Origin of the sequence: Altibacter sp. HG106 (genome assembly GCF_028561755.1) — a bacterium.
In the GTDB taxonomy this organism is placed as follows: domain Bacteria; phylum Bacteroidota; class Bacteroidia; order Flavobacteriales; family Flavobacteriaceae; genus DFVG01.
On record NZ_JAQQTD010000001.1, the window covers coordinates 15,956 to 34,800 of the forward strand.

The window sequence follows — 18,845 nt, forward strand, 5'->3', positions numbered from 1 at the left end:
GCGATACCCATAAGACGTTATACCTTTATGAAAACGAAACTTTTTGGCTTTCTTATATGCGCTTTCTGCTTCGGAATCTTTTCCATACAGGGAGCATCCCTCAATAATAATACCCAAAAACCCTTCGTGGTGGTTTTAGACGCCGGACATGGCGGACATGACAGTGGGAATACCGGAAACGGTTACAAAGAAAAAGACATTGCCCTACAGATCATTTTAGAAGTGGGGAAAGCCCTGGAAAAGCAACCGGGTATACGGGTTATCTATACCCGCAAGACTGACGTTTTTATCGACTTGTGGGAACGCGGCGCCATTGCCAATAGGGCAGATGCCGACTTGTTTGTGAGTGTGCATTGCAACGCCCATAATAGTCAGGCCTACGGAACCGAAACCTGGGTCTTGGGGCTGCATGCCAACAAGCGCAACATGGAAGTTGCGAAAAAAGAAAACGAGGTGATTTTCTTAGAGGAAAACTACGAGGAAAAATACGCCGGATACGACCCAAATTCTCCGGAATCCTTCATCGGGCTCACCTTAATGCAGGAAGAATATTTGGATCAAAGCATAATGTTGGCCGGACTTATTCAAAACAACTTTACGAATACGCTAAAGCGTAAAGATCGAAGCGTAAAACAAGCCGGGTTTATTGTGCTTCATCAAAGTTACATGCCTAGTGTTTTAGTGGAAACTGGTTTTTTGACCAACAATAAAGAAGGCGCCTATCTCAACTCCAAAAAAGGCCAACGCGAAATGGCTGAAGCTATTTCAGATGCGGTACTGCGGTATAAAAAGAATATTGAGCTAAGCACCAGTAAAACCAGGGATCCCGTTATTACTGAAGAAGAGATCGAAAAGGCGATTTCAGAAACAGAGACAAAAGAATACAAAGACGTCAACTTTAAAGTGCAAATTTTGGCCAGCAGTAAGCGAATGGACACCAAACCTTCCAATTTTCAGGGGTTGAAGGAAATTTCAAGGGATAAAGAAGGTGGACTCTATAAGTACTACTACGGCGACACCTCCGATTATAATAAAATTACCCTAATGAAAACCTTTGCGCAAGAGAAAGGGTATCCTTCGGCATATATCGTAGCCTTTAAAAAAGGTGAAAAAGTTAAACTTTCCCAAGTGTTAACATCCAACGATAAATAGGGTAGCGTATTGAATTTTTTATTTCTAAATTTGTTAGGTATAAAAAACAATTGCTATTGAAACTTTCTAGAGAAGTTAAAACCGGAATTCTTGCAGTCTTGGCCATACTGCTGCTCATCTTTGGCTATAACTATTTAAAAGGATCGAATCTTTTTATTGAGAGTCGGGTGTTCTACGTAAAATACGATAACGTGGAAGGACTGTCAAAGGCGGCTCCTGTGACCATCAATGGTTTTCAGGTGGGAAAAGTACAGGAAATCGGCTTTGCGAATAAGGCTGGCGGACTGGTCGTTGCCTTCACTGTTGATAAGGAATTCGAATTTTCCCGAAACAGTTTGGTGCAGATCTATAGCAGCGGGTTGATTGGTGGAAACAATCTGGCCATTGTCCCGGAATACAACCCTAATAATATTGCGCAATCGGGAGACACCCTAAACGGAGAGATCGCTCAAAGTCTGCTGGACGCGGTTACCGGAACACTCGGGCCGCTGGAACGTAAAGTGAATGGAACCTTGGCCACCGTAGATAGTCTATTGATCAACATCAATACCGTTCTCGATGACGAAACCAAAGAAAATTTAAAGTCGGCTATCGCTAACCTCAATGTTACCGCGCGTAACTTCGGAAGTGCTTCTAAACAGCTAGACGGACTTTTAGCGAACAATAGCGACAAATTAGATAATACTTTTACCAATCTGGATATCACTGCATCCAACTTTGCGAAATTATCAGACTCACTCGCGCAAATCGAAACAGGACAAATGGTTCGCGATCTGGAAACGGTAACCTCTAAGCTCAACGCCATTGTTTCAGACGTTGACAACGGAAAGGGAAGCATTGGAAAACTGCTGAAGGACGAACAACTTTACAATAATCTGGAAGGGGCTACCCGCCAGATGGAGCAACTTATTCAAGATATCAAACTCAATCCGAAACGATACGTGCATTTATCGGTCTTCGGTAGGAAAGCGAAAGAGTACGAACCTCCCGCTGATCCAGATCAATAATCAACCAACATGCAGTATCTTCCGAACATTATATTTTTAGTGGCCTTGGTCCTGGGCATTGGTTATTTTACCAAAAATATCCGCAAGGTCATCCGCAATATAAAACTGGGAAGGGCAGAAGACCATTCCGATCATACCAAAGAACGCTGGAGTAATGTAGTGCGTATCGCCCTAGGACAATCAAAAATGGTAGTGCGTCCCATTGCCGGGATCCTGCACATTATTGTGTATGTAGGCTTTATTATTATCAACATCGAGGTTTTGGAGATCATTATTGATGGTATCTTCGGAACCCATCGCATCTTCGCATTCTTAGGCCCGGTGTACGACTACCTGATCGCTTCCTTTGAAATACTGGCATTTTTGGTATTACTTGGGGTGATCTTCTTTTGGACGCGAAGAAATATTCAGAAAATAAGACGGTTCTGGGCCAACGAAATGAAAGGATGGCCAAAGAATGACGCTAATTACATCCTTTATTTTGAAATGGTGTTGATGGTTTTGTTCTTAACCATGAACGCAGCCGACCTTCAATTACAACGTCTGGGCGCCGAACATTATGTGGAGGCCGGAATGTATCCCGTGAGTCAGTATTTCCTGCCCCTGCTAGACAGCCTCTCGGAAGGAACGCTTATCCTAATCGAGCGCACCGCCTGGTGGTTGCACATCTTAGGGATCTTAGTATTCTTAAATTACCTCTACTTTAGTAAGCATCTACATATTATGCTGGCGTTTCCTAATGTGTACTTCGGAAGAGTGGTTCCCAAAGGGAAGTTTAATAACTTGGCTTCTGTCACCAAGGAAGTTGAATTGATGATGGACCCCAACGCCGATCCTTTTGCAGCGCCTGCTGATGACGCCGAGGCACCCGCAAAATTTGGTGCGAGTGACGCCATGGATCTGAGTCGGGTGCAACTTTTAAACGCCTATACTTGCACCGAATGTGGCCGATGCACCTCTGAATGTCCTGCCAATCAAACCGGAAAGAAATTATCGCCGCGAAAGATTATGATGGATACGCGCGATCGGATGGAGGAAATAGGAAAGAATATTGATAAGCACGGCGAGTTCCAACCGGATGGTAAGCAATTGTTAGATGATTATATTACCCGAGAGGAACTTTGGGCTTGTACCACCTGCAATGCATGTGTAGAAGCCTGTCCCGTAAGTATTGACCCCTTGTCTATTATTATGGACATGCGACAGTATTTGGTCATGGAACAATCCGCGGCACCAAACGAATTAAATGTTGCCATGACCAACATTGAAAATAACGGTGCCCCGTGGCCGTACAATCAAATGGACCGTTTAAACTGGAAAAACGAAGCGTAATGAAACGAGAAGAAGCAGAGAAGTTACTGCACGAAAAAGTAGAACAAGGCGAACAGGTAAGTCCGGTGCTCCCTAAAGGAGTGAAGAACTACCTGATTGATATTGATGGAACCATCACCGAGGATGTTCCCAATGAACAACCGGAACGAATGGCTACATGCGAACCCTTTCCAGACGCGCTTCGCACATGTAATAAATGGTACGAACAAGGACATCTCATCTGTTTCTTTACTTCCCGAACCGAAGATCATCGTGAGGTTACGGAATCCTGGCTTGAAAAGCACGGATTTAAGTATCACTCCCTGCTCATGGGAAAACCGAGAGGGGGAAATTACCATTGGATTGACAATCACTTGGTGAAAGCCACACGGTATAAAGGAAAGTTCACCGATTTGGTAGAGAAAGAAGTGACCATTCAAGTGTTTAAAGAATAAGTTATGAGTGATTCATTACACGTTCCTACAATGGCAGAGTACGCTGCGGAAGGCAAACAACCCGAGGTTCTCTTTTGGGTGGGCTGTGCCGGAAGTTTCGATGACAGAGCCAAAAAGATCACCAAAGCATTTGTAAAACTCTTACACAATGCCGGTGTTGACTTTGCCGTACTGGGTACCGAGGAAAGCTGTACGGGAGATCCTGCAAAACGAGCCGGAAACGAATTTTTATTCCAGATGCAGGCCATGATGAATATTCAGGTACTCAATGGATACGAAATAAAGAAGGTGGTAACGGCTTGTCCGCATTGCTTTAATACCATCAAAAACGAGTATCCCGGATTGGGTGGAAACTACGATGTCGTGCATCATACCCAATTTTTAAAATCACTGCTGAATGAAGGCCGACTCAAAGTAGAAGGGGGTAGTTATAAGGGAAAGAAAATCACCTTTCATGACCCTTGCTATTTAGGAAGAGCCAATAATGAATACGAAGCACCACGCGAGTTACTTCAAAAATTAGAAGTAGAGCTTGTTGAGATGCGTCGCTGCAAGTCACGCGGACTCTGCTGCGGGGCAGGGGGTGCACAAATGTTCAAAGAACCTGAAAAGGGAGACAAAGATGTAAATATTGAACGTACCGAAGAAGCGCTTGAAACACAGCCTGAGGTAATTGCCGCGGGGTGTCCCTTTTGTAACACCATGTTAACCGATGGCGTAAAAGCTTCAGAAAAGGAAGGCAGTGTGCAAGTGATGGACGTGGCTGAAATGATTGCGAACGCCAAAGACCTGTAAAATGTTAGTACCCTTTTCAGAACTGCCAGATGAATCAAGAATTTGGATCTATCAATCTAACCGAAAACTTTCCGAAGAAGAGGTTCGATATATCGAACAAAAAACAGAAGTCTTTCTCACCCAATGGACCGCCCATGGCGCGAATTTAGAAGCAGGATTCGAGCTGAAGCACGATCGTTTTATTGTCATAGGACTCAATCAAGAAAATGCTTCTGCCTCCGGGTGTAGTATCGATGCCTCAGTACATTTCATTCAATCGTTAGAGCAACAATTCGATATCGATCTTCTCGATAAGATGAACGTTACGTTTTATACAGGCGATTTTATAGCCCACAAAAGTTTGGCCGATTTTAAGAAAATGGCCAAGAATCGATCCGTTTCTCCTAACACCATTGTTTTCAACAATTTAGTAACGAATAAAGGAGAGTATAAAGACCATTGGGAAGTACCCGCCAAAGACAGTTGGCACAGTCGATTTTTAGCATAGTTTTTGTATCTTTCTGGGCATGATAAAAGCCCTCGTAACCTCACTTTTTATTGGTGCTGTCACATTCGTTTCAGCCCAACAAATCAACCCATTAACAGTACCCGAAGACCTGGCCAATCAACAACGCTGGGTTGATAGTGTGTATGGGACTATGTCACTTCAAGAAAAGATTGGGCAGTTATTCATGGTCGATGTCTTTTCAAGTGATCCACAAGCCAAGATCGATAAGGTGAATGATCTGATTGACAACTACTACATCGGAGGCGTTATTTTTTCTAAAGGAGGCCCGATGCGACAAGCGAAACTGAATAACGCCTTTCAGGAACGCTCTAAGCTCCCATTAATGATCGGGATGGACGCCGAATGGGGGTTGGCCATGCGATTGGACTCTACCTTTGCCTACCCATGGAATATGACCCTGGGAGCCATTCAGGAAGATCGCATCGTCGAATTAGTAGGAAAGCGGATTGGAGAACATTCCAAGCGCCTGGGAGTACATATTAATTTTGCTCCTGTAGTGGATATCAATACCAATCCAAAAAATCCCATTATCGGAAATCGCTCCTTCGGTGAGGATAAAGAAAATGTAACCAGAAAAGCCCTAGCGTTCATGAAAGGAATGCAGTCGGCTGGAGTATTGGCAAACGCAAAGCATTTCCCGGGACATGGCGATACCGACACCGATTCACATAAAACACTGCCTACTATCGACTTTAGTGAGACCCGTATTGATTCAGTCGAATTGTATCCTTACCAACGATTGATTCAGGAAGGATTGAGCAGTGTGATGGTGGCCCACTTAAATGTTCCTGCCTTGGAATCAAGAGATGGCTATCCTTCTTCCATTTCAGAAAAAATCGTGAATGACAAATTGCTGGGAGAACTGGGCTTCAACGGTCTGGTGTTTACCGACGCCCTAAACATGAAAGGAGCCTCTAATTTCAGCGAACCCGGAGAAATCGACCTGGCGGCCTTTCTTGCCGGAAATGATGTCTTGTTGATTTCCGAAGATATTCCCAAGGCACATCAATTGCTCGTAAATGCCTATCGCGAAGAGCGTATCACCGAAAAACGACTCCAGCGATCAGTTAAAAAGATTCTGTTTGCCAAATACAAGGTCGGACTGCACGACTACCAACCGGTAGTGACCGATTATCTGGTGGAAAACCTGAATGCCCCGATCGATGAAGTGCTTAATGAAGAAGCCATGGAAAATGCACTCACCGTAGTGAAAAACACCAACGCATTGCTACCCATCAAAGAGCTCAAGAACAAACGATTTGCCTATGTAAATTTCGGAGACGATTCGGGAGCCACCTTTCTCAATGAGTTGCGAAATTACACCAAAGTAGATTGGGTACGCGCGAACAATCTAGAACAGTACCTTGATCGACTGAAAGGCTATGACCATGTGATCATCGGTTTTCATCGCTCGAACGACAATCCGTGGAAGTCGTATGAATTTTCTGATAAAGAATTGGTATGGCTGTATGAGATTGCTCGTACCAACAACGTCATTTTAGATGTGTTTACACGGCCTTATGCGCTCTTAGACCTAAAAACGACTACGAATATTGAAGGGATTATCGCTTCCTATCAAAATAGTGAAGTGGCTCAGGCGCTCTCAGCACAACTTATTTTCGGCGCTCGCAAAGCGGGAGGAACGCTTCCGGTGAGTGTGGGTGAGACCTTTCCCGCCGGAACAGGGATTGATACACCTAGCTTGCGCCGCTTGCAATATGGAACTCCGGAAAGTGTTGGACTAAACCGTGAAAAACTGAAAAAGATCGACACCTTGGCCCGCTCAGGGGTTTGGGGCGCGATGATGCCCGGAGCCCAAATATTGGTGGCGCGCAAAGGTAAGGTGGTCTATCGCAAAAACTTTGGATACCACACACAAGACCGAAAAATTAGGGTTCAAGACGATCACCTCTATGATATTGCATCCATGACCAAAATACTTGCCGCACTTCCTATGGTGATGGAATTGATGAACCGCGGTGTGATCTCCATGGATACGAAACTGTCTGAAATGCTTCCGGAATATGCCAATTCTAATAAAAAGGACATCCGCCTGCAAGACATGCTTTCACACTACGCGCGCTTAACGGCCTGGATTCCGTTTTATACGAAAACCCTGGATACCGTCACGGGAGGTCCGGCTTCAGCATATTATTCACGTACCAAAAAAGAAGGGTTCGATGTGCAGGTAGCTGAAAATATGTATATGCGAAACGATTATCAAGATTCTATTTTCAGCCGAATAAAAGATAGCGATCTTCGAAATAGATTGAGCTATAAGTACAGTGACTTACCCTTTTATATTCTGAAGAAATATCTGGAAGAATTCTATGGAACGCCATTAGAAGACTTGGTGCAGAGTCATTTTTACCAACCCATGGGAATGAATTTTACTACCTACAAACCCCTGGAAAAATTTTCGAAGGCAGACATTGTTCCTACAGAAGAAGACAGCTATTTTAGAATGCAGAAAGTTCATGGATATGTACACGACCAGGGAGCCGCTATGTTAGGCGGAGTAAGCGGTCATGCAGGCCTCTTTAGCAACGCCAATGATGTTGCTAAAATCATGCAAATGTACTTGTGGAAAGGATTTTACGGAGGGCAACGATTTTTTGAACCAGAAACCATTGATGCTTTTAACACCTGTTATTATTGTGAAGAAGACGTCCGAAGAGGTGTAGGGTTCGACAAGCCTCAGTTGGGAGAATCGGGCCCCACTTGCGGGTGTGTATCTATGACAAGTTTTGGGCACAGCGGTTTTACCGGTACCTTTACCTGGGCCGATCCGGAGGAAGAAGTAGTGTATGTGTTTCTTTCGAATAGAACCTATCCCACTGCCGACAATCGCATGTTAATTAGCAGTGACTTACGCAGCAGAATACAACAGGCTATATACGAAGCCATAGAACCCCAAAACGACGACGAATTATGAACATCGCTATAGTATGTTATCCCACCTTCGGTGGAAGTGGAGTAGTAGCTACAGAATTAGGCATCGCCTTAGCCGACAACGGACACGAAGTCCATTTTATTACCTACAAGCAGCCTGTAAAGCTAGAACTACTGTCTCACAATATTCATTTTCATGAGGTTTCGGTTCCGAAGTACCCTTTGTTTCAATACCAACCCTACGAACTGGCGCTCTCAAGTAAGCTGGTGAATATGGTAAAGCTTCACAAGATAGATCTGCTACATGTTCACTATGCCATACCGCATGCCTATGCCGGATATATGGCAAAGAAAATGCTGGAAGAAGAGGGTATTCACATCCCCATGGTCACTACGTTGCACGGTACCGATATTACACTGGTTGGAAATCATCCGTTTTATAAACCTGCGGTGACCTTTAGCATCAATAAAAGCGATGTAGTGACTTCGGTTTCAGAAAGTTTAAAAGAGGATACACTGCGTTTATTCGATACGGAAAAGGAGATTCACGTAGTTCCAAACTTTATTGATGTGACGAAATACAAGCACACATTTTCCGATTGCCAGCGGGAAATGATGGCCGAAGATCACGAAAAGATAATTACCCATGTAAGCAACCTGCGAGCGGTAAAGAGAATTACAGATGTTTTGGAGGTTTTTTATAAGGTTCAGGAGCAAATTCCTGCGAAATTGATCATAGTAGGAGAGGGGCCCGAGAAAGTGCCGGCCGAAGAATGGTGCGACGAACACGGAATTGGCAAGAAAGTCATTTTTCTGGGGAATAGTAGCGAGGTAAATAAAATTCTATGTTTTAGCGATTTGTTTTTGCTTCCTTCAGAAAAGGAGAGTTTTGGACTCGCAGCGCTGGAAGCCATGGCCAGTGGTGTTCCGGTGATCTCTACCAACACAGGCGGCCTCCCGGAAGTGAATGAACACGGAGTAAGTGGATTTCTTAGTGATGTAGGCGATGTGGCCGATATGGCCGAGAATGCATTGAAGATCTTATCAGACAGTAAAGAACTTCTTCGATTTAAGATACAGGCCAAAGAGGCAGCGAAACGATTTGAAACTAAAAATATCGTTCCCCTCTACGAAGAGGTATATGATAAAGCGATGAAACAGGTGACCCCATAAAAAAAGTCCCTTCTTCAAGGGACTTTTTTATTTCTTATTCTTACGATATGTGTTACTAGAATTGATAGCGCACTCCTAACGCGATATCAAAATCGACGTCATCGTTGAAATCTCCAAATCCAATTTCCGGACGGAAATCTAATGACAATAGCAGCGGAAAGTCAAAATCATATTCTATTCCGATGTCTCCGGCAGCGTAAAGATAGGTTTCGGTATCATCTTCGAAGCCTGGTATGTCATCATCAAAATCAACTTGAGCTACACCCCCACCAGCACCAACGTACCAATTAAAGCCACCATCAATATTCCATACCCATTGATACAGCGCAGTTAGTCGATAGGCATCAAAACTGCTATTGCTGCGCCAGCCCAGATCAAATTCCAATCGGTTTTCAGTATTTAGGTAACGCTGATAACTGATCTCAGTACCAAAACCATCACTGTCCCCCAAACGGAGTCCGATGGCATTCTTGCGTTCCTGTGCCTGGGTCATCCCAGCAAAAGCTATACAAGCAATAACAGTAAACAATATTCGCTTCATAATTATTTGGTTTTTAAGGTTTGCCTCACAAATGTAATTCAGTAACCCATGTCAATTAGTTAACGTACTACTAAGGTTTTGTGTATAATTTGCCAATATTATGTTGAAAAAACCGCCGCCTTCACTACTTTTACGATATGTCAACTCCGCCTTTCGATGCCCTTCGTTCCCGCCTTGACGGAGAATGTTTCACAGACGAACTTCATCGACAAATCTATGCGACAGATGCCTCCATCTATCGTAAGCTTCCGCGCGCCGTAGTGCTTCCTAAAAACGAAGAAGACCTTCAAAAGATCCTTGAATTTTCGGTAGAACACCATATTCCCATCGTGCCACGAGCGGCCGGTACGTCACTGGCAGGACAATGTGTGGGCGAGGGAATCATTGTGGACGTATCTAAGTATTTTACCGGCATCGGTTCCGTCAATACAAGCAATAAAACCATTACGGTTCAACCGGGCGTCATTCGAGATGAGCTCAACAAAGCGATTGCCTCAAGCGGCCTCTTTTTCGGTCCTAATACCTCTACAAGCAATCGTTGTATGATAGGAGGGATGGTTGGAAACAATAGTAGTGGGACGACTTCCATCAAATATGGAGTAACACGCGACAAAGTGTTGGCGATTACCGGATATCTATCAGACGGAACGAAGATCTCCTTTTCGGAAATGACCGCGGAAGCATTTCATGAGAAACGCAAACTTCCTACTAAAGAAGGCGCAATTTACCAGACCTTGTATACTGAATTATCTAAACCCGAGGTACAGCAGGGAGTGGCTCACTATTTTCCGAAACCTGAGATCCATAGACGCAATACAGGCTATGCCATTGATCGCTTGTTGGAATCTGAGGTTTTTTCCGATACGGATAAACGCATCAATCCGTGTCATTTGATTTGCGGGAGTGAAGGCACCTTGTTCTTTATTACAGAGATCACCTTACAATTAGATCCTTTGCCACCTACCTTTACAGCCATGGTAGTGCCACAGTACAATTCCTTATCAAATTGCCTGAATGACGTGGTCATCGCCATGCAACACGATCTGTATGCCTGCGAAATGATGGATGACGTGATCCTCGATTGTACGAAGAATAACAAAACCTATGAACCCTATCGCTTTTTCGTTTCTGGGGAACCGAAAGCCTTGTTACTGTTAGAAGTAAAAGACGACTCCCGAATCGGACTTGAAGAAAAAGTAGCCGCCTTACTCACGTCACTTTCTAAAAGTAAACTGAGCTACACAGCGCCGGTACTAACAGGTATTGAGATCGATCAAGCCATGGAGTTGCGGAAGGCGGGACTCGGACTCCTCGGAAATATGATAGGCGATAACAAAGCGGTGGCTTGTATTGAAGATACCGCGGTGGCTCTGTCTGATCTACCATCGTACATTGAGGAATTCACCCAGCTAATGGATAGCTTTCAACAACAGGCAGTGTACTATGCTCATGCCGGAGCTGGAGAATTACATCTACGCCCGATTCTGAATCTAAAAAAGCCTGAAGGTATCGCGCAACTGAGAAAGATCACTACAGAAGTCGCCAAACTCACACAGCGATACCAAGGTTCCTTTTCAGGAGAACACGGAGATGGTATCGTTAGAGCAGAGTTCTTGCCCATGCTGGTTGGAGAAGCGGTTTTTCAAAGTTTAAAAGCTATCAAAAAGGCCTTCGATCCTAATCATCTTTTAAATCCGGGAAAAATAACTGATGCGTGGCCCATGGACGCCTCGCTGCGAACTGATCCTGATCGGGAAACACCAGCGGCACCTACCTTGATGAACTTTGACGACTCTTTAGGCATTACCCGACTCGCTGAAAAATGCAACGGCAGTGGAGATTGTCGCAAAACGGCAGCGGCTCCCGGCGCCATGTGTCCAAGCTATCACGTTACCAAGAACGAAAAAGATTCCACCCGAGGCAGGGCCAATGTGCTGCGGGAGACATTGTATGGAAACCAACAGAAGAATGCCTTTGATTCAGAAGCCCTCAAAGCGGCTTTTGATCTGTGTATCGGTTGTAAGGCCTGCGCTTCAGAATGCCCCAGCAATGTTGATATGGCCACTGCTAAGATTGAATTCTTATACCAATATCAAAAAACAAATGGAACCACTACAGCGACCAAACGTTTTGCTAAAAGCCGCAATTACCAAGCCCTTATGGCACGTTTCCCGGCCTTTTCACGTTGGATATTACAGCAAAAAATAACGGCTGCCTGGATCAAAAATAGCAGTGGAATTGCCCCCGAAAGAAGCCTACCATTGCCTTCAACCAAAACTTTTAGTAAAATTCATAAAAAACTGTCTTACAACATGTTAAAAAAAACAAAAAGAACTGTTTTTTTGTATGTAGATGAGTTTAGCAATTACGCAGATAGTGAAATCGCGCTTGATGCCTTTGAGTTGCTTCGGTCACTACAGTATGAAGTTGTTGTGGTGCATGGCTTAGATAGTGCGCGCGCGCTTTTGAGCAAAGGGTTTTTAGAAGAAGCCCAGCGACACATCAACAAGACACTCTCGGTCCTTACGTCTAGGCTGAATGATACTGATGTTCTTCTCGGAATAGAACCTTCAGCCATTCTTGGATTTCGGGATGAGTTTTTGCGTCTTGCGGAAGATCGAACTACTGCGCAGTTCGTTGCAGATCGCAGCTTTTTGATTGAAGAATTCTTAGCAGCCGAAATCGCAACAGGAGCGATTACTTCAGATGCTTTTACTTCCGAAGAAAAAAATATTAAAATACATGTTCATTGCCACCAAAAAGCTTTGAGTACTTCAAAGGCAACTTTTGACGTGTTGAACCTCCCTGTAAATTATCACCCTACGCTGATTCCTTCGGGATGCTGCGGAATGGCCGGTAGTTTTGGATATGAAAAAGAGCATTACAAACTGAGCATGAGTATAGGGGAGCTCAAATTGTTTCCAGCCGTTCGGAAGGCTTCGCAAGACACCCTTATTGCCGCAAATGGCACGAGTTGTCGGCATCAAATCAAGGACGGTACTCAACGCGAGGCATTGCATCCCGTCAGTATTCTACGACAAGCCCTTGTTCAATTCGGCAAAAGCCGAGAGTAAGCCAGAGGATACATCCTCTTCCTCATCCGGAACGTTGAGATCAGGTTCAGGTCGAAGATGCGGAGTCCCCTCGCCGTGGGTATACAGTTGCCAACGTTCGTTATTGTATTCTAAGGCAGTCAGATTTTCAATCCAATCGCCACTATTCAAATAAGTACATTCTCCTTTTTCGTTGGAAACCGTTTTAATGATGGGTTGGTGAATGTGACCGCATACTACGAAATCGTATTCATTCTCAATGGCCAGATCGGTGGCTGTTTTTTCAAAATTATTAATGAATTTCACCGCTCCTTTTACGCTATTCTTGATTTTCTTGGACAACGAATACTTTTCGCGCCCCAGTTTTTGCAACACTACATTTACGAAACGATTGAAGAGTATAAGCAGGTCGTACCCCCAACCGCCTAATTTTGCAATCCATTTGGTATGTTGTATCGAAGCATCAAAAACGTCACCATGAAAGAACCATGCTTTTTTACCATCGATGTTGAGCACTAATTTATCTAGGATATAGATGTTTCCCATTTTGGTATCGCTGAAGCGACGAAGTTTCTCATCGTGATTACCGGTAAGATAATAGACACGAGTGCCTTTTGCCGCGAGCGCTACGATCTTTTTAATGACTTGCAGGTGGGCCTTGGGAAAGTAGCGTTTTCGAAATTGCCAGATGTCAAAAATATCGCCGTTAAGGATCAACTTTTTGGGTTTTACGCTGTTAAGGTAATTCAATACTTCCTTCGCATGACAGCCGTAAGTACCCAAGTGAACGTCTGAAATAACAACAATTTCGATCTTTCTTTTCACGCCTTCTTTTGGGATACAAAGATTTTTATTCTACCCACAACCGAGATTACGAGAACGTTACCAATTGCTGTCGAGAAGGTTATAAATTTCATTCGCATTTATCGTGAATATTACGTGGGATGCTTATTTTTACGTTCAAATTGGAACCCATACCTTTGAGAAAACCATAGCATGGCGGGAAATACTTTCGGAACGCTTTTTAAAATTACAACCTTTGGCGAATCGCATGGCGAGGCTATAGGCGGGATTATTGATGGTTGCCCAGCGGGTATTTCGATCGATTTTGAAGCAGTGGAACGTGAGATGCAGCGCAGGAAACCGGGACAGTCTGCCATTGTAACGCAGCGTAAGGAGCCCGATAGCGTACAATTCGTATCGGGTATTTTTGAAGGAATCACAACGGGCACCCCCATCGGATTTATCATTCAGAATACCAATCAGAAGTCGAAGGACTATTCACACATAAAAGACACGTATCGCCCCTCACACGCCGATTATACCTACGATCAAAAATATGGACACCGGGACTACCGCGGTGGCGGACGGTCCTCAGCTCGGGAAACAGCTTGTCGGGTTGCTGCCGGGGCTATTGCCAAACAACTCCTGAAAAATATAGAAATTCAGGCCTTTGTAAGTGGAGTAGGTGAGTTGGAACTAAAATCACCTGAAGGCATTACCAATTTCTCAACTATTGAAGATAATCCAGTTCGTTGTCCGGATCCTACTCTGGCTTCGGAAATGGAAACATATATCAAAAAAATTCGCAAGCAAGGAGATACCGTGGGTGGACGCATCACATGTATCGTCAAAAACGTTCCCGCGGGTCTGGGAGAACCCGTCTTCGATAAATTACACGCTCAATTGGGAAAAGCGATGCTGTCCATCAATGCGGTAAAAGGCTTTGAATACGGCAGCGGTTTTTCGGGTACACGCATGAAAGGAAGCGATCACAACGATGCTTTTGATGCAAACGGAAGTACCAAAACCAACTTTAGTGGCGGTATACAAGGTGGCATTAGCAATGGCGAAGCTATTTATTTCAACGTGGCTTTTAAGCCGGTTGCCACCTTAATGCAAGATCAGGAAACCATCACTTCGAAAGGAGATACCGTGGTCATGCAAGGAAAAGGAAGACATGATCCTTGTGTGGTTCCGCGTGCGGTACCCATCGTAGAGGCCATGGCGGCTCTTGTATTGGCAGATCAACTTCTGCTTCACAAAACCTCTAAACTGTAACAACTACCTATGAAGAAATTAGCATTACACTGGCAAATCTTATTGGGAATGGCACTGGGTGTCGTATTCGCCTTAATTCTCACAAATTTTAGTTGGGGAGACGATTTTATTGGCGACTGGATCAAGCCCTTCGGAACGATTTTTATCAATGCCTTAAAACTGATTGCAGTACCCCTAATTCTTGCCTCTCTAATAAAAGGGGTATCTGACCTAAAAGATATTTCCAGCCTTTCTCAAATGGGATTGCGCACCATACTCACCTATGTTTGCACCACCGTGATCGCCGTAACCATTGGTTTACTGGTAGTAAATGCTGTACAACCGGGCGCCACTATTGGAGAAGATACGAGAGACGAACTGGTAGAAGCTTATGGAGGTGAGGCCGAAGCCAGGCAATTAGAAGCTCAAAAGCAAAAGGATGCAGGCCCGTTACAGGCCTTGGTCGATCTGGTTCCTGAAAATATTATCGGAGCCTCTTCCAGCAATCGCAACATGCTTCAGGTAATCTTCTTTGCTATCTTCTTTGGCATCGGACTCATACTGATTCCTGAAAAAACGGCCAAACCCGTTAAAGACTTTTTTGATGGTTTCAATGAAGTGATTCTGAAAATGATCGATCTTATTATGCTGGCCGCACCCTACGGTGTGTTTGCTTTACTGGCGGCTTTGGTCGTGGAAGCGCCCAGTGCCGACTTGTTTGCTGCCCTTGGTATGTACGCCTTGTGCGTGGTGGGTGGATTGATTTTGATGATTGGAGTGTATGTGCTACTCGTGTGGATATTCACAAAAAGGAGTCCGAGTTTCTTCTTAAACGGAATTAGCCCGGCACAACTATTAGCCTTTTCCACCAGCTCGAGTGCTGCTACCTTGCCGGTGACCATGGAACGCGTAGAAGAGCATCTGGGCGTTAAGAAAGAAGTAACGAGTTTTGTACTTCCTATTGGCGCTACCATCAATATGGATGGTACTAGTTTATACCAAGCCGTAGCGGCCGTATTTATTGCTCAGGCCTTCGGAATGGATCTTACTATCGGCACACAACTCGGGATCATTGTAACGGCTACCTTAGCCTCCATTGGTTCTGCGGCAGTACCCGGTGCAGGTATGGTGATGTTGGTAATCGTTTTGGCTCAGGCAGGAATCCCTGAAGCGGGCTTAGCCTTGATCTTTGCCGTAGACCGACCCTTAGACATGTGCCGAACGGTAGTGAATGTAACCGGTGACGCTTCGGTCTCCATGATGGTGGCCAAATCCCAAGGAAAACTTGGCGATCCTGCGGTCAAAGATTGGGATGATAACTATAAAAAGTAAAACCACCACAAAACCGTAATATTTTCATAACTTAGATGGGAGAAAAGTTTCTTACTCTTACACTCCCCAATAATTTTGAAGTAATCTACTGGCTTCATTTGAGAAGTTATGAAACACATTATTTTAAGACTCCTATGTCTAAGCATAGGAATCGCTACCTATTCACAGGTTGGAATCAATACTGTAACCATAAGTGATGCCGCTGTTCTTGATATCGCGAGCTCATCAGATGGAATAACTTTCGGAGGCTTTCACATCCCACATGTAAGCCTCGCAGAGCGTAACAGTATTTCAGTTTCCGCAGCAGATGATGGATTGATGGTTTATCTTTCCGAAGGAGACACACGCTGCGTTCAACTCTACAACGCTACAGAAGATCAATGGGAAAATGTTTTTTGCATGCCTGTTAACGAAGCACCAACGGCCGATCCTGTTTCAGTATCGGGTGCTTCCTACGATGTGGGGGTGCCCCTAAATGGCATTTATACCTATGCAGACAATGAAGGCGATCCTGAAGGAACTTCAACTTTTCAATGGTATCGTGCGGATGACGCCTTAGGAACCAATAGTGTTGCTATTTCTGGGGCAACCGGAAGCACCTACACACCGGTGCCCGCGGATATCGGATTTTATGTAAGTTTTGCTGTCATTCCTATCGCTACCACGGGTACCATTACGGGAATAGAAACCTTTAGCGGTTATGGCGGCCCGGTGGACGCGAATGACCCTCCAGTAGCCTCTTCGGTGTCGAACACCGGTTGCTATATTGCAGGAGAAACGCTTACAGCAACATACACGTATAGTGATGATGAAGGCGATCCGCAAGGCGCCTCCACCTTCCAATGGTATCGAGCAGTAGATGCTTCAGGCACTGGCGCTTCAGCCATTGTTGGGGCAACTGCCAGCACCTATACCTTACAGGCTGCTGATATCGCTCAATTTATTGCCGTAGAAGTAACACCGGTGGCAACGTCAGGCACCTCTCCGGGTGTGGCTGTGGTTTCCGACTATAATGGTCCCATATCAGGTACGGGTACTTGTGGCCCAACACTACTCGGAATTCAAGATTTTGAACCTACACCGGCCACACCCACATTAGGCTACGTAGAAAATGATCCGGGCACCCTTCAAACGGGTATAGGAACCGCACCTGCGAGTCCGACCTACATAGACACCCGCAGTTATGGTGCTCAAAATGATTATGTAGATATGGATTTTGGTCCTGTAGATGCTTCGGCATATACAGATGTTACTTTAAACGTACGATTGGCCGCGTTTTCCATGGGTAGTACTACGAATGGTTTGGATGCAACCGACTACGTAGATCTGTACGTTAGCGTAGACGGAGGCGTGACGTTTTCATACGAAATGGAGATTACGGGAAGCGGCAATGCCCGCTTTGATTTTACGGCAGCGGGAACACAAACGATTGCCTACGACGGCGATGGAACGCCACAAAGTTTTTCAGCAACCACGGGAGCTCCAATTACCTATCTGGAGATCACAGGAATTCCTAATTCGGCGAATTTGGTCATTGGGGTAGTCATGAATACTAATAGTAACAGCGAATTGTGGGTGATTGATAATGTGGAACTCTATGGAAACTAAGAAACCCTATATAGCAATCGTATTCTTGCTCTTTATGATGGTTGGAAACGCACAGGTAGGTGTGAATACGCAAACCCCAAGCACCGCGGCCTCCTTGCATCTTGAGTCCTTAAATGTGCGAACCATGGAATACGGTGGGTTTAAGATGCCAGTGGTTACTGAGGCGCAACAAGCCAGTATTCCGCTTTCCTCCACGAATAATGATGACGACGGTCTCATGATTTTTGTGAATGATCCTGTAACGGGGAAGCAGTGTTGGGAAATCTATGATGCCTTTGCGCAATTATGGCGCAGCATCTATTGTTTCAATTGCAATGGGGATGTTTTGTATGCCGAAAATTTTGACGCCTACGTAGACAACACAGGTATCACAGGTGACAGTGCGAGCAATGGCGATTATCCTGGCGGCGTGTCTCAATGGACGCTGACCAGCTTTCAAAGTTTCGGAAGCAGTATTCCCGATGTGCCAGGCACCTTACTAGATGATGAAGATTATGCGTTGGTTATTGGAGGGCAATTGGAGTGCCGTGACACCAACGGTAGCCTGGTATTTCAATCTACAGCCTTTCCTATTAGCGGGTATGATGAGGTTTTTATTTCGGTAGACGTTAGCGAATCAGGGACGCTGGAATACATTCCGGCCTTTCATGCCAACGACTTTAATTGCGGTGAAAATGAGTCCGATTTCGTCGATATATCCTACTCAGTAGATGGGGGCGCGACTTTCACAGAAATACCCGATTTTGGTGGTCTGGGTTCCACAAATCATACATTGATCGATGACTTGAGCAGCACCGTGACGGTCACGCAACTAGTTACTGGACTTTCGGCCAGCACGATGATCTTACGCATTCAGCTTCAGAACTGGGCGGCTTCTGAATATTATTTCATAGACAACATTGAAGTAACCTGCAATTAGCGGATTCGCAGATTTTTCTTTTGATAGCCTTTCAGAATTACTATCTTTAATATTCATCT

At 44.7% G+C, this 18,845-nt stretch carries 15 protein-coding genes; 13 read left to right on the top strand and 2 right to left on the bottom strand.

The annotated features are described in order from the left end of the window. Positions 1 to 27: 27 nt before the first annotated feature. From PO830_RS00075 to bshA, 8 genes are read left to right on the top strand one after another with little or no spacing between them, the layout of a single operon-like run. The gene (locus PO830_RS00075; protein ID WP_272851484.1) at positions 28 to 1,152 is read left to right on the top strand and encodes an N-acetylmuramoyl-L-alanine amidase family protein; all 1,125 of its coding nucleotides are present in this window, start codon (positions 28 to 30) and stop codon (positions 1,150 to 1,152) included. A gap of 56 nt (positions 1,153 to 1,208) precedes the next feature. After that, positions 1,209 to 2,159: an MlaD family protein gene (locus tag PO830_RS00080; protein ID WP_272851485.1), complete on the top strand. Its 951-nt coding sequence runs from the start codon at positions 1,209 to 1,211 to the stop codon at positions 2,157 to 2,159. A 9-nt stretch (positions 2,160 to 2,168) separates the two neighbouring features. Further along, on the top strand, positions 2,169 to 3,491 hold the full coding sequence (locus PO830_RS00085) for a (Fe-S)-binding protein (RefSeq protein ID WP_272851486.1): 1,323 nt from the start codon (positions 2,169 to 2,171) through the stop codon (positions 3,489 to 3,491). Continuing rightward, a complete protein-coding gene (locus PO830_RS00090) occupies positions 3,491 to 3,925 on the top strand; it encodes an LNS2 domain-containing protein (RefSeq protein WP_272851487.1) in 435 nt (144 codons plus the stop codon). The genes PO830_RS00085 and PO830_RS00090 overlap by 1 nt, the downstream gene beginning before the upstream one ends. 3 nt (positions 3,926 to 3,928) lie before the next feature. Next, entirely contained in the window at positions 3,929 to 4,720 is a 792-nt protein-coding gene (locus PO830_RS00095; protein WP_272851488.1) for a (Fe-S)-binding protein, read from the top strand. 1 nt (position 4,721) lies between these two features. Further along, positions 4,722 to 5,207 carry an ABC transporter ATPase gene (locus PO830_RS00100; RefSeq protein WP_272851489.1) on the top strand — a complete coding sequence of 162 codons (486 nt, stop codon included), beginning with the start codon at positions 4,722 to 4,724 and terminating at the stop codon, positions 5,205 to 5,207. A gap of 19 nt (positions 5,208 to 5,226) precedes the next feature. Continuing rightward, the gene (locus PO830_RS00105) at positions 5,227 to 8,163 is read left to right on the top strand and encodes a glycoside hydrolase family 3 N-terminal domain-containing protein (RefSeq protein ID WP_272851490.1); all 2,937 of its coding nucleotides are present in this window, start codon (positions 5,227 to 5,229) and stop codon (positions 8,161 to 8,163) included. Then, positions 8,160 to 9,293 carry an N-acetyl-alpha-D-glucosaminyl L-malate synthase BshA gene (bshA, locus tag PO830_RS00110; RefSeq protein ID WP_272851491.1) on the top strand — a complete coding sequence of 378 codons (1,134 nt, stop codon included), beginning with the start codon at positions 8,160 to 8,162 and terminating at the stop codon, positions 9,291 to 9,293. The genes PO830_RS00105 and bshA overlap by 4 nt, the downstream gene beginning before the upstream one ends. 55 nt (positions 9,294 to 9,348) lie before the next feature. On the opposite strand, the gene PO830_RS00115 is transcribed toward bshA, so the two are convergent. Then, positions 9,349 to 9,834, bottom strand: coding sequence for a hypothetical protein (locus PO830_RS00115; RefSeq protein WP_272851492.1), 486 nt, complete (start codon positions 9,832 to 9,834; stop codon positions 9,349 to 9,351). Positions 9,835 to 9,971: 137 nt separating this feature from the next. On the opposite strand from PO830_RS00115, the gene PO830_RS00120 reads away from it, so the two are divergent. Beyond that, complete coding sequence (locus PO830_RS00120) at positions 9,972 to 12,908, top strand: FAD-binding and (Fe-S)-binding domain-containing protein (RefSeq protein ID WP_272851493.1); 2,937 nt, start codon at positions 9,972 to 9,974, stop codon at positions 12,906 to 12,908. On the opposite strand, the gene PO830_RS00125 is transcribed toward PO830_RS00120, so the two are convergent. Further along, positions 12,867 to 13,712, bottom strand: coding sequence for a UDP-2,3-diacylglucosamine diphosphatase (locus PO830_RS00125; protein WP_272851494.1), 846 nt, complete (start codon positions 13,710 to 13,712; stop codon positions 12,867 to 12,869). The two genes, PO830_RS00120 and PO830_RS00125, sit on opposite strands and share 42 nt — an antisense overlap. 171 nt (positions 13,713 to 13,883) lie before the next feature. Here PO830_RS00125 and aroC point away from each other — a divergent pair, with 171 nt between their 5' ends. The 4 genes from aroC (at position 13,884) to PO830_RS00145 (ending at position 18,786) form a co-directional block, all read left to right on the top strand. Further along, positions 13,884 to 14,948 (top strand): chorismate synthase, encoded by a 1,065-nt coding sequence (gene aroC, locus PO830_RS00130; RefSeq protein WP_272851495.1) that lies wholly within the window; start codon positions 13,884 to 13,886, stop codon positions 14,946 to 14,948. 9 nt (positions 14,949 to 14,957) lie between these two features. Beyond that, on the top strand, positions 14,958 to 16,259 hold the full coding sequence (locus tag PO830_RS00135) for a dicarboxylate/amino acid:cation symporter (RefSeq protein ID WP_272851496.1): 1,302 nt from the start codon (positions 14,958 to 14,960) through the stop codon (positions 16,257 to 16,259). A 108-nt stretch (positions 16,260 to 16,367) separates the two neighbouring features. Next, a complete protein-coding gene (locus PO830_RS00140) occupies positions 16,368 to 17,867 on the top strand; it encodes a hypothetical protein (RefSeq protein ID WP_272851497.1) in 1,500 nt (499 codons plus the stop codon). After that, the gene (locus tag PO830_RS00145) at positions 17,857 to 18,786 is read left to right on the top strand and encodes a hypothetical protein (protein ID WP_272851498.1); all 930 of its coding nucleotides are present in this window, start codon (positions 17,857 to 17,859) and stop codon (positions 18,784 to 18,786) included. The genes PO830_RS00140 and PO830_RS00145 overlap by 11 nt, the downstream gene beginning before the upstream one ends. Positions 18,787 to 18,845: the final 59 nt, after the last annotated feature.

Bases quoted from the DNA above. Each gene is read 5' to 3' on its own strand.
- PO830_RS00145 (WP_272851498.1), top strand. From the start codon at position 17,857: ATGGAAACTAAGAAACCCTATATAGCAATCGTATTCTTGCTCTTTATG.
- PO830_RS00135 (WP_272851496.1), top strand. From the start codon at position 14,958: ATGAAGAAATTAGCATTACACTGGCAAATCTTATTGGGAATGGCACTG.
- PO830_RS00120 (WP_272851493.1), top strand. From the start codon at position 9,972: ATGTCAACTCCGCCTTTCGATGCCCTTCGTTCCCGCCTTGACGGAGAA.
- PO830_RS00100 (WP_272851489.1), top strand. From the start codon at position 4,722: ATGTTAGTACCCTTTTCAGAACTGCCAGATGAATCAAGAATTTGGATC.
- PO830_RS00095 (WP_272851488.1), top strand. From the start codon at position 3,929: ATGAGTGATTCATTACACGTTCCTACAATGGCAGAGTACGCTGCGGAA.
- bshA (WP_272851491.1), top strand. From the start codon at position 8,160: ATGAACATCGCTATAGTATGTTATCCCACCTTCGGTGGAAGTGGAGTA.
- aroC (WP_272851495.1), top strand. From the start codon at position 13,884: ATGGCGGGAAATACTTTCGGAACGCTTTTTAAAATTACAACCTTTGGC.
- PO830_RS00105 (WP_272851490.1), top strand. From the start codon at position 5,227: ATGATAAAAGCCCTCGTAACCTCACTTTTTATTGGTGCTGTCACATTC.
- PO830_RS00090 (WP_272851487.1), top strand. From the start codon at position 3,491: ATGAAACGAGAAGAAGCAGAGAAGTTACTGCACGAAAAAGTAGAACAA.
- PO830_RS00115 (WP_272851492.1), bottom strand. From the start codon at position 9,834: ATGAAGCGAATATTGTTTACTGTTATTGCTTGTATAGCTTTTGCTGGG.
- PO830_RS00085 (WP_272851486.1), top strand. From the start codon at position 2,169: ATGCAGTATCTTCCGAACATTATATTTTTAGTGGCCTTGGTCCTGGGC.
- PO830_RS00075 (WP_272851484.1), top strand. From the start codon at position 28: ATGAAAACGAAACTTTTTGGCTTTCTTATATGCGCTTTCTGCTTCGGA.
- PO830_RS00140 (WP_272851497.1), top strand. From the start codon at position 16,368: ATGAAACACATTATTTTAAGACTCCTATGTCTAAGCATAGGAATCGCT.